The sequence below is a fragment of the Bradyrhizobium sp. B117 genome (genome assembly GCF_038969555.1).
In the GTDB taxonomy this organism is placed as follows: domain Bacteria; phylum Pseudomonadota; class Alphaproteobacteria; order Rhizobiales; family Xanthobacteraceae; genus Bradyrhizobium.
Genome location: NZ_CP152414.1, coordinates 3,488,120 through 3,505,405, shown reverse-complemented (window position 1 = coordinate 3,505,405; position 17,286 = coordinate 3,488,120). Strand labels below are relative to the sequence as shown.

The following is a 17,286-nucleotide window of genomic DNA, read 5'->3' as shown; positions in this document are numbered from 1 at the left end:
GGTTCACTCTTCGCGTGGTTCGGGTGCATCGGGCGTCGGCGGCCGACTTTGTGTATCTTCGGTGGCGGTGTCCCTAAAGGCGCTGCCCTTATGCGCTCGCTGGCGGGAGACCTCGACGATGCGATCGATAATGCGGTCCGGCGTCCGCCACTTGATCACGAGCTTGCCTGTGTCCATCCCATAGTCGGCGACGACATCACGCAGCTGCTCAATATCTAACCTGCCCAGCGCCGAGCGCAGCACATCTTCTCCTTGCCGCGCGAGCTGGACTGGATCTAGAACTGCCGGCGCACGACGATTGCTAGGTCGTTTGGGCTCTTCCGCCTTCGGCGTGGTCTTGGGCGTCGGAGCCACATGGGCGCGTGGAGCGAGCTCTCCGAGAGCCTGCTCAACTCTCTGTCGGAAAGCAGGGTTACGCTCGGCCTCGTCGGCCACTTCGTGAACAAGAGCTGTCAGGACTTTTCGGATATTCATCCTCACGCCTCCAGCGCGGACCAGATCTCTCTGGCGAGATCATCGTACTGACCGGCCAGTTCCGATCCATACTTCTGCTTGAGAGTCCGCGAATAGGTCTGAAATTCGGCCGCTGCGGCAACTGAGTTCGCTTGGCGAATGACGGTGTCCATCACGTCGGGAAGCTCGATATCCTCGCGGAGCTGCTTCAGCACGTTGTTATGCACGGTCGAATTGGCTTGGTACTTGGTCGCCACGATTCCAACGGGCTCAATAGACTCCGAGATAGCTTCAGAAAAATCCCTGACGCGCGTGATGATCTGCGGGATGCCGTAAGTCGAGAGATGGTCTGGAATTGTTGGAATGATATAGCCGTCTGAGATTCGAAGTCCATTCAAGGTAATGATTCCGAGGTTAGGCGGGCAATCGACGATGACGAGATCGTAGTCCTCAAGCTTGCCCTTCACAGCGCGCCAAAGCAGATCGATCGGATTGGCGGCGTAGAATTTACCGGCCGGCGCCGAGGCGAGTTTGTCCTGAACGTCGATGAGATCGAGGCTTGATGGCAGTAGGTCGACGGTTCGCACTGCGCCGACGTCGGACACCCTCTTCTGAAGCGTTGCCTCCAAATTGAACTTACGATTGTTCGGATCCATGGCATCCTTGAATAGACGCGCAAGGGTCTGTTCTTTTTTGTTCAGTTCGAACCATTTGTCTTCGCCGATCAACATGAGCGTGGCATTGGTCTGCGGGTCGAGATCGATCACAAGGACCCTCTTGCCCATGTTCGCAGAAAAGGTCTCGGCTAGGGCAACGGTCGTCGTTGTTTTTGCGACCCCGCCTTTCAAATTGATCGTAGAAATTACATGAGTCATCGACTTTCCTTTTCTCTTATGGCGCTTCAGCCAGGCGCGAATTTGGGAGCGCCGAAAAATTGGACCCGAAGCCAGCTCGCTGACCGGCTGCGGAAAATCGGGGGCGCGGACCCTCCAGTTCGCCACGGCCTGTCGCGAGACATCGGCCATGGCTGCGATCTCGTTAATTCCGACGAGATCTTCAGAGAATTCTGCCACAATCACTCCTGTGACCATCGTTCACAGGAACTGTTTACATTGTTCACAGTGAGACGGTCAAGTAGGAGAACCGCTTGAAATGGCCGGCCATTGGCCGTACATCCGTTACGGAGGCTTTTATGGCCAATGCAGCTTCGAAATCGAATAGCGGCCGGACCCGGGGGGAGCGCCTGGAGGCCCGCGTGACCGCCGAGCAAAAGAATCTGATCGAGCGGGCGGCAGCCTTACAGGGCCGCACCGTGACGGATTTTGTGCTGACGAGCGTGCAGGATGCCGCCCGGCGCGCCATCGAGGAGCACAATCAGCTCGTCCTCTCGGTTCACGACAGCGAGGCTTTTGTCGAGGCGCTGCTCAATCCGAGGCCGGTCAACGATCGCCTGCGCGACACAGTCCGCCGCTATCGCGAGAAGACCGGCGTCTGAAGCGTGGCCGGTGAAATGGACGAAAAGCTTCGCGTCGAGCCGCTGGGTCCCAGCCATGATCGCTCGCGGTTTGAGTCCGGCGTCGAGCCACTGGACAGGTACTTTCGGACGCAGGCCGGCCAGGACGCGCGGAAAAATATGGCTGCGCCTTTTGTCCTCTTGCTGCCGGACCAAACAATCGCAGGCTACTACACGCTATCGTCGACATCTCTGCAGCTCGCCGAACTGCCGGAGCAAACGGCGCGGAAGCTTCCAAGGTATCCCTTGGTGCCGGCGACGCTTTTGGGCCGGCTCGCCGTGGATCGGCGTCATCAAGGAAAGGGCTACGGCCGATTTCTACTGGCTGACGCCCTCTACCGGTCGGCACGGAGCGAGATCGCCTCGTTTGCGGTGATCGTTGACGCGAAGGACGACAACGCCCATCGTTTCTACGAGCGGGAAAGCTTTCTGCCGTTTCCGGATCAACCCATGAAGCTGTTTCGGCCGATGACAGACATCCGACGGTTGTTTAATTGACTTTATTCAATGATTTCGCGAGCGTCTTAGCTCAGAGTGAAGAGTTGGTTGGGAAGGGGCAATGAAGGCGTTCGAATTTGATCATCGTCTTATTGATTCATACGCTCGGTTCTCGCGGTCTTTCAGCACCGTTCGATCTGACGATCTGAAGTCCGAGATTGATCGGCAGTACAATGCCAAGCGCTTCTGGCCGGACGCTCTCCTATCGATCAATCCTCGCTATCTCGAGGGGCCTACTGCCGACGATCTTGTCGGATCGGGTGATCTCGACGAGGCAACCGGCAGGATCTTCCGCTTTGGGGCCACGCCCCTACGGTTCCATCGCCATCAGGCACAGTCGATCGCCAAGGCTCGGGCCGGCCTGAGCTACGTCGTCACGACCGGAACCGGTTCGGGCAAGTCGCTTTGCTTTTTCGTCCCAGTCGTCGATGCCATTATCCGGGCGCGGAAAGCCGGAAAGCCGCGCAGGACCAGCGCCATCATCGTTTATCCAATGAACGCACTGGCCAACAGCCAGATCAATGAGATTGAAAAGTTCATTTCCCAGTCCGGGTTGGCTAATGAGCTTAAGCCCATTGTGCGGCGCTATACGGGTCAGGAGAGTCAGGAGGAGCGGCAGCGCATCGCAGACGATCCGCCGGATATTCTCCTAACTAACTTCATGATGGCCGAGCTCCTTTTAACGCGGCAGGACAGCCTCGACACGAAGGTTGTAGAGAACGCAAACGGACTCGATTTCATTGTTCTCGATGAACTACACACCTATCGCGGCCGACAGGGTGCCGATGTCGCTATTCTCGTGCGTCGCCTTCGCAACCGGTGCGCGCCGCACAAAGCGCCAATATGCATCGGGACTTCCGCCACCATGGCAAGCGAAGGCGCTGACACCGATCGCGCGCGCGCCGTTGCGGAAGTCGCGTCGCGCCTTTTCGGAACGCCTATCGGGCCAGAGTCGGTTATTGATGAATCGCTGCAGCGAGCGACAGACGACCGGCTGAAGCTCAGCGACGTGCGGCCCAAGCTCGCGTCTGCGCTGACCTCTGCCCTTCCCGACGTCCTGACTGACGAAGTCCTCAAGCAGCACTCCTTGGCCGTTTGGACCGAATTGGCCATCGGCCTTGACGACGCACAAGAGCTCAAGCGTAAAAAACCCATTCCGTTCGCAGAGGCCGTAGCGTTGCTGTCAAAGGATAGCGGCGTACAAGTAGAAACCTGTCGTAGTGGGCTCGAGACGTTCTTGACTCGGATCAGCCTCCCGGAAACGGAGCGAGGCGGTGCGGGAACAGGCGCATTTTTGGCATTCAAACTTCACCAATTCATCTCTGGTGCCGGCGAAATCTTTACCACGCTGACCGAAAGGCCCAGAAATGTGTTGTTCGATGGTCAGCTCGAAGATCCCAGCACGCCGGGCCATCGTCTCTACCCAACGCGCTTCTGCAGGGAGTGCGGACATGAGGTCCATGTTGTTACGAGGGCCGAGGATAGCGGCAGCATTCGATTCGTGCCCAGGAACATCGATGACGCGCCACTTGACGATGAGGAAGGAGAGACGGCCGGCTATCTGATCCCCGATGGCGGCAGTGATCCCGATTACGCCTTCACAGGTGAAATCGAGACTTATCCCGAGGACTGGCGCGAAGAGCGGGGTGGCGTAGAGCGGCTCCGAGCGAACAGGAAGCGCAGAGTACCCCAGATGGTGACGGTGGCGCCGGATGGGCGCTACGCGCCATCGGGTAAGAGCTACTGGTTCATACCCGGCAAGTTCGGCTTCTGCACATGTTGCCTGGACCAACCCCATCCCAACATGCGCGAGCGCACGAAACTGGCGGGCCTGTCGGGCGAAGGCCGTAGTTCGGCAACGACGCTCCTCGTAGCGACCGCTCTCGAATGGATGAACGGGCGCAATAGCGGCGTTCCCAAGGAGAAGCGCAAGCTTCTCGGCTTCACAGACAATCGTCAGGACGCTGCCCTCCAGGCTGGCCATTTCAACGACTTTCTGTTCGTCAGCCTGCTGCGCGGCGCCATCCTGCGGGCCGTTCTGGACGCCGGCAATGACGGCATGACCGAGGACGAATTCGGTCTGCGAGTCGTCAGGGCGCTCGGTTTCACCGCCGCCAACCGAGATGCGCGCATCCACTGGATGCAAGATCCGGAGGCAGGGGCCGTGGTCCGCGAGGACGCCCAGCGTTCGCTCCAGAAGGTGCTCGCGCATCGGCTCTGGACGGATCTGCGCCGGGGATGGCGCTACACCAACCCGAGCCTGTCGGTTCTGAAGCTGATCGACGTCGAGTTCATCGGCCTCGACGACATCGCGGAAGACAGCAAACGTCTGACAGCCATTCTGCCTGAATTGGGTCTGCTCGATGCGCCGGCGCGCAAGTCGATGCTGAAAAAGCTTCTCGGAGCCATGCTCGACGGACTGGCCGTCGGAACAGAAGCGCTCGACGCGACCGTTCTCGAGGGGGCGGCCCAGAAATCCCGCAACCTGCTCCGGGCCCCGTGGGCGATCGACATCAAGGAAACACCCAGAAGCCGCACCGCCCTGTTTCTGCAAGCCCCAGGCAAGGACCAGGTGAGTCTGCGCGAAGAACAGACGATCGTCCGTGCCGGGCACAATTCCCGTATCGGTCGGCTTATCAATCGCAATAGCGTTATTGGGACTAAGCTCGGCAAGGCCGATTACCTGAGGGTCCTGACTGATTTGTTGGACCTCCTTGGGCGCGAGGGGCTCGTGTCGCGCGTCGAGATAGAGGAGGACCTGCAGGGTTGGCGCGTGTCACCGTCAGCCGTCCGTATCGTGCCCGGCGGAGCCATTCGAAGCGGATCGGCGCAGGGCAATCGTTACTTTCACGATCTCTACAACGAGATCGCTGCCGATCTCAAAACCGGTCACAGCAGTTTCTGGGGCCTTGAAGGCCGTGAACACACAGCTCAGGTATCCCAGAGGCAACGTGAATGGCGCGAGTGGCGGTTCCGGTTCGAGAAAGAAGACCGAGAAAATCTGGCGACTAACGCCGCCGATCTCAAGAGCGCTGGCGAGTCGAAGCAGTTTCTACCCGCCCTGTTCTGCTCGCCGACGATGGAGCTTGGCGTCGATATCTCGGCGCTCAACTCCGTCTATCTGCGGAATGTGCCGCCGACACCGGCCAACTACGCGCAACGCGCTGGGCGCGCGGGTCGCTCCGGGCAGGCAGCCGTCATCGTCACTTATTGCGCAGCCCAATCGCCTCATGACCAGTACTTCTTCGAGCGGCGCAATGAGATGGTGGCAGGAGTCGTTCGTCCTCCAGCCCTCGACATCACCAATCAAGAGCTCGTTCGCTCGCACCTGCACGCCGTCTGGCTTGCCGAAGCGAAGCTCGCCCTATCTCCGGATATTCCGGAAATCCTCGACCTGACGCAGACGGCATATCCGCTGAAGCACGAGATCCGGAGCGTGGTCGACCGGCCTGAGCTGATCGCATTGGCGCAGGCTCCGATGAAGCGCGTTCTTGGTCAGATTCTCGCTTCAGTGGACGGCCGCAAGCCGGTCTGGATGAATGATCCGGATGACTTCGTCTCCTCGGTCGCCTTGCGGGCACCACAGGAGTTCGATCGCGCCTTTGATCGATGGCGGGAGCTCTACAACTCAGCTCGAACACAGTTGATCGAGGCCAACGCCCGCTCCGAGATCACGGGTCTCTCGGCCGCGGATCGCCGTCGGATCAAAGCTTCCCAGATGCAGGCAAGCGACCAGATCGCGATTCTCGAGCAGGGAAAGGCTTCGAACGGCTCGGACTTCTACTCCTACCGCTATCTCGCAACAGAAGGCTTCCTGCCGGGCTACAATTTCCCGCGGCTACCGCTCTATGCTTTCATTCCCGGCGAGGGAAAAACCGGCTCCTTCCTCCAGCGCGCTCGCTTCCTGGCCATCTCAGAATTTGGGCCGCGCAGCCTGATTTATCACGAAGGCCGCGCTTACAGGGTGATGAAGGCAAAGCTGCCGCCGGAGGTCCGGACCGGGGATGGTTCGGAGCTCGCCACAAGAGACATCTTCATCTGCTCGATCTGTGGCGCCTGTCATGACGGCGAGGTCGAGCGTTGCCACGCGTGCAATGCTCCGATGGCCGGTGAAACGCCGGTTCAGCGGACGCTCAGAATCGACAACGTCGAAGCTGCGCCGGCCGAGAGGATCACAGCCAACGATGAAGAGCGTGTCCGACAGGGCTTCGATATTCAAACCGTTTTCTCCTGGCCGAAGCGGGACGGCAAGATCCAGATCACGGAGGCGGACTTTCGTTGCGAGGACGCCACGATCCTCAACCTGCAATACGCCAATAGCGCCGAGATCAGCCGAATCAACAAGGGGCTGAAACGACGGGCCAACCAGACGATCTTCGGTTTCTACATCGATCCACGCAGTGGTTATTGGGCGAAGTCGGACGAGGAAGATCCCGAGGTCGATGTCCCGCCCGATGTCGTGAGGCCGGTTCGAATCGTGCCTATAGTCCGTGATCATAAGAACGCCCTGCTGTTCCGTTTCAGCGAGCCCACGGCCTATGCGCCAGAGACGATCGTGACGGTTCAGCACGCCCTTATGAGGGGCATTGAGGTCGTTTTCCAACTGGAGGAAGGCGAGGTTCTCGGCGAGCCATTGCCCGCCCGAGACAACCGGCGGGCCGTCCTAGCCTACGAAGCCACAGAGGGTGGCGCCGGGGTATTAAGTCGTTTGATCGAGGATCCACAAGCACTCGCAAAGGTCGCGCGGGAAGCTCTGATTCTCATGCACTTCGAAAAAGTGGATGAAGCGATCGCGGCTGGCGACGCCAAACTACTCGTCAGCTATGATGGGGAAGCCTGCGTCCGCGGGTGCTATCGGTGCCTGCTCTCCTATTTCAACCAGCCGGATCACGAACTGATCAACCGCATGAGCGGCGAAGCGAAACAGATGCTCATCGATCTGGCCCGAGGACAGGTGGTGCTCGCCCAGGGCGCCGGTCAGTCTGCCGAAGGTTCAGAGTGGCAAAGCGCTTTTAAGGAGGCGGGGCTTCCGCCTCCCGACGGCTCTGCGGTGAGCTTCTCCGGTCAGGTTATGAACTTCGCATGGCGCAGCCACTTCGTTGCCGCTTGTGTGACACCTCTTTCTCAAGCCACGCGCGAGGTGGCCGAAGCCAAGGGCTGGACGCTGTTCGAGTTGACTGAAGCGGCGGCCGGAGGCGTGCCCGACGCGATGCTGTCGATGTTCGGGGAATGATTCGATGACCGTGAACTTCACCCCCGGAGACCTCGTCCGTGCACGCGGGCGCGAATGGGTCGCGTTGCCGTCTCCCCAAGATGGCATTCTGGCGCTTCGTCCCCTCTCGGGCGGAGAGAATGACGCGGTCGTCCTCGACCCCCAACTCGAGATTCTCCCTGTCGAACCGGCTAGGTTCAATCTGCCCGCCGACGCACTGCCAACCGTTCAGGCGAAGGCCGCGCTCCTAGCGGATGCGATGCGCCTGACATTGCGCCGCGGCGCCGGCCCTTTCCGTTCGGCCGCACAACTCGCCTTCGAGCCCCGGACCTACCAGCTTGTCCCCTTGCTCATGGCACTTCGGCTGTCGTCGCCGCGCCTACTCATCGCGGACGATGTCGGTATCGGCAAGACCATCGAAGCCGGCCTAATCCTGCGTGAGCTGATGGATCGGGGCGAAGTGGAGGCCTTCTCAGTCCTCTGCCCACCTCACCTCGTCGAGCAATGGGTCGGCGAGCTTAAGGCGCGCTTCGGGATCGACGCCGTCGCGATCACGTCAGGCACGGCGAGCCGGCTGGAACGCGGCCTGCCCCTTACTCAGACCCTGTTTGAGGCGTATCCCTTCACGGTGGTCAGCCTCGACTATATTAAGGCCGAGAAGCGCCGGGAGAGCTTCGCACGTGCCTGCCCCGACTTCGTAATCGTGGACGAGGCCCATGCCTGTGTAGGAACGCACCAGGGACGACAGCAGCGGTTCGCGCTGCTGTCCGGTTTGGCCCGCGCGCCTGACCGGCGGATGATTCTTCTGACAGCGACGCCGCATTCTGGGGATGAAGATGCGTTTGCGCGCCTTCTCTCTCTTATCGAACCGTCATTCGCGTCTATGGACTTCGACGACACCCGCTACAGGGAGCGCCTGGCGCGGCACTTCGTGCAGCGGCGCCGGATCGATCTCATTTCAGGAGACTGGGACGAAGATCGTGCCTTTCCCAGGCACGATACGAAGGAATTCGCCTATCGGTTGACGGAGGCCCATTGCGGATTCCAAGAGCGTGTGCTCGACTACTGCTTTGGTATCGTGTCGCGCGCCGGCGACGGGCAAAGAGAACGACGCTTAGCTTTTTGGGGCACGCTCGCCTTGATGCGCTGCGTCGGCTCCTCGCCGGCAGCGGCGCTGAGCGCCTTGCGAAACCGCATGGCAACCGAGAGCGACCGTCTCGAACTGCAAATCTACGATGATGATGGCGACGATGAGGACGCGGTCGATCTCGAGCCGGGCACCACCTTCGACGCCGATCCGGAGCTTCTTGCGTTAGTGAGGCAGGCACACGAACTGATCGACAAACCCGACCCGAAGCTGGCGGCATTAGTTGAAGCTCTAACGCCTCTCATTAAACAGGGCGCAAATCCGGTCGTCTTCTGCCGTTATCTGGCGACGGCCGAGCATATCCGCGATGGTCTGCGCAAGGCCTTCCCAAAACTGATGGTCGCAGCGGTGACGGGCGTTTTGACTCCCGATGAACGGCGCGAACGTGTGGCCGACATGGTGCCGATGGAGGGGGAGAAGCCGGCACAGCGCATCCTGGTCGCTACCGACTGCTTGTCTGAAGGAATCAACCTCCAGCAGCTCTTCGACACAGTCGTTCACTACGATCTGTCCTGGAATCCGACCCGGCATCAGCAGCGCGAGGGACGCGTCGATCGTTTCGGTCAGCCAGCAGAGCTTGTCCGGTCCATCATGATGTTCTCGCCGGACAGCGCGATCGACGGTGCCGTCCTTGAAGTGATCCTTCGCAAGGCGGAGGAAATTCGCAAGGCGACGGGTGTGACTGTTCCCCTACCCGAGGAACGTGGCCCAGTAACAGACGCGCTGATGGCGTCGGTCATGTTGCGCCGAGGTGTGCCTCGACAGCTTACGCTCGATCTGCGCCTCGACGATGGCGCCAAGGTCATGGAGGCGCGGTGGCGTGACGCCGCCGAGAACGAGAAAAAGTCCCGCGCGCGTTTCGCTCAGAATGCCATGAAGCCGCAGGAGGTTGCCCCGGAATGGGAGAAGGTCCGGGCACTGCTCGGCTCTCCGGCGGATGCGAGGCTCTTCGTTGAGCGGGCAATGGCGCGCTTCGGCGTACCGCTCGAGGCCCGGAAATCCTTATTGCTAGCTCATGTCGATGCCGTCGATACCAATCTCCGTGAGCGGCTGGCCGAGCATAATCTAACCGGATCGGTGCGTTTGGCGACGGCCGAACCCGCGCCTTCGGGTACTGCGCTACTGACCAGGACGCATCCTTTGACAGCGACGCTCGCCGAAGCGCTAGTTGAGGCTTCACTTGATCCGGAGACGTTGTCGGGCCTCGGCATCGGCCGGGTCGGAGCCTGGCCGACGATGGGCGTGCAGCAGATAACTCGCCTGGCTCTGCTCCGCATTCGGTTCAAGCTGACCGTTCATGCCCGCAAGGAACGATTGCTGCTGGCCGAGGAGGCGGCGCTCGTCGCGATCCGAGACGGCCGGGTTGTAGCGGCTGGCGAGGCCGCCCGTGAATTGCTCAACGCGCCTGCCACTGCCGACCTCGCGCCCGTGGCGCGCGACAGGTTCGTCGCAAAAGCGAAGGAGCATTTGCCTGGCCTGCTTGAAGGACCGATCGCAGAATTCGGCCGATCGCGTGCGCAAGAGCTCATGAATGACCATGCTCGGCTGCGTGCGGCATCGGGGTCCGCGTCGCGGGTCACTGTGGAGGCCGTGCTGCCGCCAGACGTGATTGGGCTGTTCGTACTGATGCCGGGTGAGGCCTGATCCATGGCGCGCAAGCCGGTCACCGATATGTCAGCATGGCCTTCCCTCACGCTTGAGGGCAACCTCATTGCTCCAGCGATGATCGCCAGCATCGACCGCAGGCAAGCGGCCGAGCAGACGGAGCAGGACTACCGCATCCGCAAGGGGCTGACGATCCGCGAGGAGATTTCGACCGCCTTCCGCGTCGGTCAGTCACACTTCGATGCCTTCGCCAAGCTGAAGACTCCCTCGGTCGAGGCTACACGGCGCTTTGTGCGAGCCTTCCTCGCGGAAACCTTCGGCTTCGACGATCTTCATCCCACTGACGGAGTGATTTCCTTCGTGGCGGGCGGGCGCGTGCCTGTAGTCGTTGTGCCGCCTGCGGACGAAAAGCTTGACAGGCGCAGTCCGACGCTATCGACCGACCGCTCGCGATCTCCAGCTTTCGCGCTCCAGGATTGGCTCAATGATAGCAATCAAACACTGTGGGGCCTAGTCACGAACGGCGCGGTAATCCGACTCATGCGGGACAATGCGTCCCTGACCCGCCCTGCCTATATAGAAGCCGACTTTGCACAGATATTCGCGAACGAGGACGCTGCCTCGTTCGCTGTCCTTTGGTCGCTGATCCACCGAACCCGCTTCGGCATTACGGGCACGCCTGTCACAGACTGCGCGCTGGAACGCTGGCGTGAAGCCGGTTCGCGCGAAGGCGAGGCTGTCCGCGACCGGCTGGCGGACCAAGTGGAAACTGCGCTGAAGGTGCTCGGCTCGGGCTTCCTCGAAGCCAATTCCGATCTCGCCGATCGCTTGAAATCCGGCGAGGTCGATCTGACCGAGTGGTTCAACGAGCTCCTGCGCCTCGTCTATCGCCTCATCTTCCTGATGGTGGCCGAGGATCGGAACCTACTTCACCCCGAGATGGCGAAACCTGGGGCTCGTAAGCTCTATGCCGAAGGCTACAGTCTCACTTTTTTGCGTGCGCAATGCGCTCGCGCGGCTTCGTGGGACAGGCATCACGATCGCTATGAGGGCGTGAAAGTCGTCTTCGGTGCTCTCGCCCATGGGCAGGAGAGGCTCGGGCTCCCTGCCCTTGGCGGCCTCTTCAGTGCAGGCATGCTGCCGCATCTCGAAACTGCGCGCCTACGCAATCGTGCCTTCATGGAGGCGCTCTTTCGTCTCTCTTGGCTCTCAGACAAATCCGGTATGGTCCCGGTGAACTGGCGCGCGATGGAGACCGAGGAGCTCGGTTCGGTCTATGAGTCCTTGCTCGAGCTTCAACCGCAACTCGGCGACGACGGCAGAACGCTGACTTTTGCTTCGGAAGCCGCCGAGCAGAAAGGGAATCAGCGCAAGACGACCGGCTCATATTATACCCCGGATAGCCTTGTGCAGCTGCTGCTCGACACCACCCTCAATCCGGTGCTCGACGAGCGGGAAACCAAAGCTTCCGATCCCGCCGAAGACCTTATGAAGCTCACGGTTATCGACCCTGCCTGTGGATCGGGACATTTCCTCCTCGCGGCTGCGCGGCGCATCGCCACCCGGGTCGCGCGCTATCGTGCGGGCGGGATTCCTTCAGCTGCCGACTTTCGCCACGCGCTGCGCGAAGTGGCGTGCCGCTGCCTTTACGGCGTGGACCGCAATCCGATGGCGGTCGAGCTGACCAAGGTCGCTCTTTGGATCGAAGCGCTAGAGCCTGGCCGACCGCTCGCCTTCTTCGACGCGCAGATTCGCTGCGGCGACAGTCTGATCGGCGTTTTCAATCGTGCGATGTTGCGGGACGGACTACCGGATGAAGCTTACAAGCCGCTGACCGGCGACGACAAGGAACTCTCCCGCCGGTACGCTCGCCTCAACAAGGAACAGCGTGATCGGGCCAAAGGGCATCCGCAACTGTTCGAGAATTGGTCGCCGCCTGGAATCCTGACGGAGTGGGATCACGATCTCAAGGAGATGGCGCAGGACGATCTCGCGAGCGTCGAGGCAAAAGCGCGAGGCTTCGAGTCTATGCGCGCGTCGGACGATTGGCAGCGCCTAAAAACTGCCAGTGACCTCTATATCTCGGCCAACTTCTACATGGCGGCGTTCTTCACGCCGAAAGCGACCGCCGCCGCTGGCCTAGACGCGATGCCCCTCACCGAACACGTGTGGCAGGCGGCGGGTGGCCGAGCGCCCGCTGACCATCTGCGCGAGGGTGCCACCCTGACCTCCGAGAAGGTGAAGGCCTTTCATTGGTTTATCGAATTTCCAGAGATTATGGAGTGCGATGACGGCTTCGATATTGTCATCGGCAATCCGCCGTGGGAGCGCATCAAACTCCAGGAACAGGAGTTCTTCGCCGCACGTTCGCCGGCGATCGCTAGCGCGGCCAACAAAGCAGAACGTCAGAAGCTGATCGACACTCTGGAGAAAGCGATTCCCGACAGTGCCGATGGCCGTCTGTGGCAAGATTTCGTTTTCGCCAAGCGCACTGCCGAGGCAGCCAGCGAGTTTGCTCGCTCGTCAAGTCGCTATCCGCTCACAGGTCGGGGTGACGTAAATACCTACGCCCTCTTCGCGGAGCTGTTCTCGCGCTTGGTTGGTCCGCGCGGCCGCGCGGGCGTGATCGTACCGACGGCTATCGCGACCGATTCTACCACGGCCAGCTTTTTCGCTGCGCAGGTTGAGGAGCGCCGATTAATCAGCCTGCATGACTTCCAGACGGGCCGAGGCTTCTTTGACCGTATCGGTCATGCGCGATTCAAATTTTCACTCCTAACATTGGCCGCACCGCAATCAGGTCCAACGGAAATTTCATTTAGCTTCTTTTCTCGTACAGCCGACGATTTTGCTGATGGGAGGCGGCACTTTAATTTGTCTCCGGCGGAAATCGCCGCGGTCAATCCAAATACGAAGACAGTGCCGGTCTTCCGGACGCGCGCCGATGCGGAGTTGACTGCGAAGCTTTACGCTCGCGCCCCAGTCCTGATCGAAGAACGGCCGATCGAGGCAGGCGGAGATGTCAATCCCTGGGGCATCACGTTCCAGACGATGTTTCATATGTCCAACGATGCGAGCTTCTTCCGCACGCCAGCGCAGATGGAGCCAGAGAAATGGCGTCGGGAGGGAGAGGATTGGATTCGCGAAACGGCAGCAGGCGTTGAACGTCGCGTTCCGCTTTATGAAGCCAAGATGATCCATCACTTTGATCATCGCTGGGCGACTTACGGCTTCGATGCGAGCGATGACGAGGAAGGCGCGCGGGATTGCACCCTGGCTGAAAAGCAAAGCCCCACGTTTGAGCCGTCGCCTCGTTACTGGGTACCTGAGCAAGAAGTTGTCCTGCGCGCCGCTCGCGTACCGGCCGCGTTAAAAGGCGCCGTCAAGCAGGCTCGCGGTGACGGCGGAAAGGCACGCCGCAAGGTTGATACTGATCTGGAGGAAAGCGCTCGTGCAGCGGCCCTTAAAGCTCTTGTTACGTGGATTGCCGGGGCGATTTCGGTATTTGAGCATCGCCCCGCGCGGGAAAGCGACCTCTTTCAGCTTCTCGGCCGCGTTCAGGATTGGCGGGGGGCACTGAAGAGCTCGCCTGAACGGTTCCTGCTCGATCCCAAGACGCTCGCTGTCGCCGATGAGATGCAGCGCGAAACACCGCTTGCCGCGGATGATCTTACCCGGATTACTGAAGGGCCCAAGGATGTGCTTGCGCTTGCCGAACTCCTAATTGCCGCCAAACAGCCGCGTTGGCTGATGGGCTGGCGGGATATCACCAACGCGACCAACGAGCGGACGGTGGTTGGCGGAGTATTCCCAAAAGCCGGGGTCGGCAACAATCTGCCCATTTGGTATCCGGGGGTTCACGTCGACGGAAAACAAGCGGCGGCTTTCGTTGGCATGCTTAGTTCTATGACCTTCGATTTTTCGGCCCGACACAAGGTAGGCGGTACACACCTTAATTTCTTCATAGCTCAACAGCTTCCGGTCCTTCCTCCTTCCGCTTACTCGCATGTCGATTTCAGCTTCATCACCCCACGCGTGTTGGAACTCACCTACACGAGTCGTGCAATGAAGCCATGGGCGGAGGATTTAGGATATTCCGGCCCACCCTTCGCATGGGAAGACGATCGGCGCGCCCAACTGCGCGCTGAACTCGATGCTTTCTTTGCCAAGAAATACGGTCTTACCGAGGAAGAGCTGCGGTATGTCCTGGACCCTGCCCGCGTCAAAGGCTCCGATTATCCGTCAGAGACATTTAGAGGATTGAGGGAGAAAGAAACCCGCCAATTCGGCGAGTACCGCACCGAACGTTTGGTGCTGGAAGCGTGGAAGCAGGTGGGGGTTCAGGCATCCGATACGTCTCCTACCTCCGTCGATTTGCCGCCTTTTGAAGAGCTGGCAGACCGCGCATGGGCTTGGCCGACAAGCCTCCAGCCTCGGGACCGGCTCCGATATGCAGCTCAATACGCGCTCTGGCAAATGGACCCAGCCATCGATGGCGCCCGTGTGCGCTTCGTTATCGCGAGTCTTGCGGAACCAGCGTTGCTGACCCCTTTGCTGACGGACAGCGATCGGAGCCAATGGATCAGACTCGTTGGTGGCGAGGCGCAGCCCTCAAAGGGCGCGGTCCGGTTGCGGCCGGCCATCAATGGAGCATGGCGATCCACTTTCGAGACGCTGCTCAGCTCAGGTCAGCTGGAGGAGAACAGTGACACTACATGGGCAAGAGGTCAGCATTTTAGTCCGTTGGGGCTGCAGGCCACGTCTGCCGACGCTCAGCGTGCCGCCTTCGTGACTCGCGCCGTGCGGGGCATGGACGTCGCGAGCCTCACTGCTGTGGCCGCGCCTGAGGACAACGTGATCTGGGCGAGGTTTGGAAGTGGCCGCTCAAGCTGATCTGTTCACCCCGGTGATCCATCCGCCGGTTTCGCCGCAGGGTCGAACAGGACCTCGGCTATGGATCCGCCGTCTGGCGATTCTCCGGGACTCGCAGACCATCATCCGCGAGGTGGTGCTGAAGCCCGGACTCAACATCATCTGGACACCAGATATGTCGAGCAGCGGCAGCCACGCCTTGGCCCATGGTAGCGGCAAGACCACGTTCTGCCGCTTACTTCGTGCCTGCCTGGGAGAGCCCGGCTACGCCGCGGACACACAGCGATCACGCCTCTTGGCGCGAATTCCGAACGGCCTGATCGCGGCTGAGATTCTGATCGATGGCGTGTGCTGGATCGCGGTCCGTCCATTTGGGCCGCAAGGTGGTGAGTTCGTCACTCAAGCCGCGTCCATCGAAGATGGAATAGCGCGGGGACGTCGAGAGGACGATCGAGCATCGATCGACCCTACCATTATTGCCAGCTTCTTTTCGACCATCACGGGAGCCACGCCGCCAGAGGTAAACCGTGAACAGATCTGGGACGTCCTTCGGGCTTGGTTAACCCGCGACCAGGAGTGCCGCTTGGCGGATATTCTGGCTTGGCGGTCATCGCACACTCAAACCCGATCCCGTGCCCAGGTGATCGGCGAAACAGCCAAGCTCACCATGGTACGCCTCGCCTTGCGCGCTTTGGATGCTGACGAACGCGCAGCTGCCGCCCGCGAGCGGGAGCTCGTGGCCGCCGTCGAGGACGAGCGGCGGCGGCAAGCTTATCAGCTACAGCGGTTTGCCGACGGCCTGCAAAGTGTGAGGCTCGCCTTGAAGGCCGACGACGAAGTGGGATTCGACGACACGATCGATCGAAAAGGGTTGATCTCGCTGGCGGAGGTGGCTTTGGCCAATGCCATGCGAACCGAGCTGCCGAAGCCGCCCGATGTCGGCTCGATCTTCGCGCGCCAAAAGGCGCTCAATGAGCATCGTCAGACACTAACGGCAAAACGTCAGCAGTTAGAAAACGAGGCGCGCTTCAAGCGCGGTGAAGCCGAACGCTACCGTTCTGAAGCGAGTCTGGGCGAGATCGACGTCACTCAGGGAAGGATCAGGGTCTGCCCCGTCTGCAGGGTCAGCATAGATGAGGTCAAGGCAAAGGGATGCGGGATTTCGCTCGAAACCTGCGACCTGGCCGCACTGAAGGCCTCGATTGCGGACAAGCAAAAGAAAGCCGCGGAGCTGGATGCGCAATCGAACGGTGCCGAGCAGGAGGCAAAAGGCGTCGATGCCCAGATTCAGCAGCTCGGTTCCCAGCAGCAGGAGCTCGAGGTCGAGGCTAAAACCGCTGATGCCGCCAACCGTGCTGCTCACGCAGCAAACAGGCAGGTGCAAGATCGTATCTACCAAGCGAGGCGAACGCTCGATGACGTGCGATCGCTGCGCGAACGCGAAACCACTGCGAAACCGGCGACGCCAGGGACCGCGGAGCTCGACGCAGTTCGTGCGCAGTTGGAAGCCGGACGCGCGCGGGCGCGAGCGGCCATCCGGACGCTGGAGGAAAGGTATCAAGGGATTATGGCCGCCTGGCTCCCTGATGGGGTGGCAGGCGCTATCAAGCTCGACGGCAACGGCTTGAAGGTTGACGCTGAATTCTCAGGACGAGGCGAGGTATCAACGGCGGCATTGGACTCCCTGAAGATCGTCGCTTTCGATCTTGCCGCGCTGCATATGGCCGTGGAGGAGAAAGCGGACCTGCCCGCATTTCTGCTACACGACAGCCCGCGCGAGGCCGATCTGGATGGACAGCTCTACGCCCGCCTTTTCAGCCTTGTGCATCAATGGGAGCAAGGAGTGGAAACGCCTTGCTTCCAGTACATCGTCACGACCACCACGGCTCCGCCGCCTGAATTGCAGGACGAGCATAACGTCCGACTCCAGATGAGTTCGACGCCGCCCGAAAGACGTCTATTCGGAATGGACATTTGATCCTGAGA

8 protein-coding genes are annotated in these 17,286 nt (G+C 60.5%); 6 read left to right on the top strand and 2 right to left on the bottom strand.

Annotated features, from left to right (window positions below):
- Positions 1–3 precede the first annotated feature (3 nt).
- Both AAFG16_RS17215 and AAFG16_RS17210 read right to left on the bottom strand, forming a co-directional pair.
- Positions 4–474, bottom strand: a complete 471-nt coding sequence (locus AAFG16_RS17215) for a hypothetical protein (protein ID WP_225129070.1) — start codon at positions 472–474, stop codon at positions 4–6.
- Between the two features lie 2 nt (positions 475–476).
- The gene (locus AAFG16_RS17210) at positions 477–1,526 is read right to left on the bottom strand and encodes a ParA family protein (protein WP_342739908.1); all 1,050 of its coding nucleotides are present in this window, start codon (positions 1,524–1,526) and stop codon (positions 477–479) included.
- 119 nt (positions 1,527–1,645) lie between these two features.
- Between AAFG16_RS17210 and AAFG16_RS17205 the strand changes: the two genes are divergently transcribed.
- The 6 genes from AAFG16_RS17205 (at position 1,646) to AAFG16_RS17180 (ending at position 17,278) form a co-directional block, all read left to right on the top strand.
- Positions 1,646–1,948 (top strand): DUF1778 domain-containing protein, encoded by a 303-nt coding sequence (locus AAFG16_RS17205; protein WP_225129240.1) that lies wholly within the window; start codon positions 1,646–1,648, stop codon positions 1,946–1,948.
- A gap of 15 nt (positions 1,949–1,963) precedes the next feature.
- Entirely contained in the window at positions 1,964–2,464 is a 501-nt protein-coding gene (locus AAFG16_RS17200) for a GNAT family N-acetyltransferase (protein WP_342739907.1), read from the top strand.
- A 61-nt stretch (positions 2,465–2,525) separates the two neighbouring features.
- The gene (locus tag AAFG16_RS17195) at positions 2,526–7,697 is read left to right on the top strand and encodes a DEAD/DEAH box helicase (RefSeq protein WP_342739906.1); all 5,172 of its coding nucleotides are present in this window, start codon (positions 2,526–2,528) and stop codon (positions 7,695–7,697) included.
- Positions 7,698–7,701: 4 nt separating this feature from the next.
- Positions 7,702–10,467: a DEAD/DEAH box helicase gene (locus AAFG16_RS17190; protein ID WP_342739905.1), complete on the top strand. Its 2,766-nt coding sequence runs from the start codon at positions 7,702–7,704 to the stop codon at positions 10,465–10,467.
- Positions 10,468–10,470: 3 nt separating this feature from the next.
- Positions 10,471–15,321: an N-6 DNA methylase gene (locus AAFG16_RS17185; protein ID WP_342739904.1), complete on the top strand. Its 4,851-nt coding sequence runs from the start codon at positions 10,471–10,473 to the stop codon at positions 15,319–15,321.
- Positions 15,305–17,278, top strand: a complete 1,974-nt coding sequence (locus AAFG16_RS17180) for a DUF2326 domain-containing protein (protein ID WP_342739903.1) — start codon at positions 15,305–15,307, stop codon at positions 17,276–17,278. The genes AAFG16_RS17185 and AAFG16_RS17180 overlap by 17 nt, the downstream gene beginning before the upstream one ends.
- The last annotated feature ends 8 nt before the right edge of the window (positions 17,279–17,286 follow it).